The 263-nt window shown below is 27.4% G+C and carries 1 protein-coding gene; it reads right to left on the bottom strand.

Annotated elements, in window-relative coordinates; genetic code table 11:
- Positions 1 to 12 precede the first annotated feature (12 nt).
- A partial coding sequence (locus tag V7068_RS11605) for a hypothetical protein (protein WP_499712922.1) occupies positions 13 to 263 on the bottom strand: 251 nt, incomplete at its 5' end.

Here is a 263-nt window from a genome sequence, read left to right as displayed (position 1 = left end):
GATATTGCTTTATTAATTTAGTTTGTGTTTAAAAAGTCTAGTCGTGTAAACATATTTAATTTGAGGAATAAGCCAAAATAAAAATAACATCCCACTTACAATAAACAAAGCGATTGGGATTAAGAAAAACCAATCAGGATAATAGTAATGTACAACATAATATTCCCCAGTATCAAATCCTTCTCCTACACGAAATCCCTCAGTTATAAAATTATCTTTTTTAACTGTATTTAATGGAAACAAATATTGAGCATCTTTTGAAT

Origin of the sequence: Bacillus sp. JJ634, assembly GCF_036962285.1 — a bacterium.
Taxonomy (GTDB): domain Bacteria; phylum Bacillota; class Bacilli; order Bacillales; family DSM-1321; genus Peribacillus; species Peribacillus asahii_A.
Note: the sequence above shows the minus strand (reverse complement) of the source record. Positions and strands in the feature narration are given on the sequence as shown.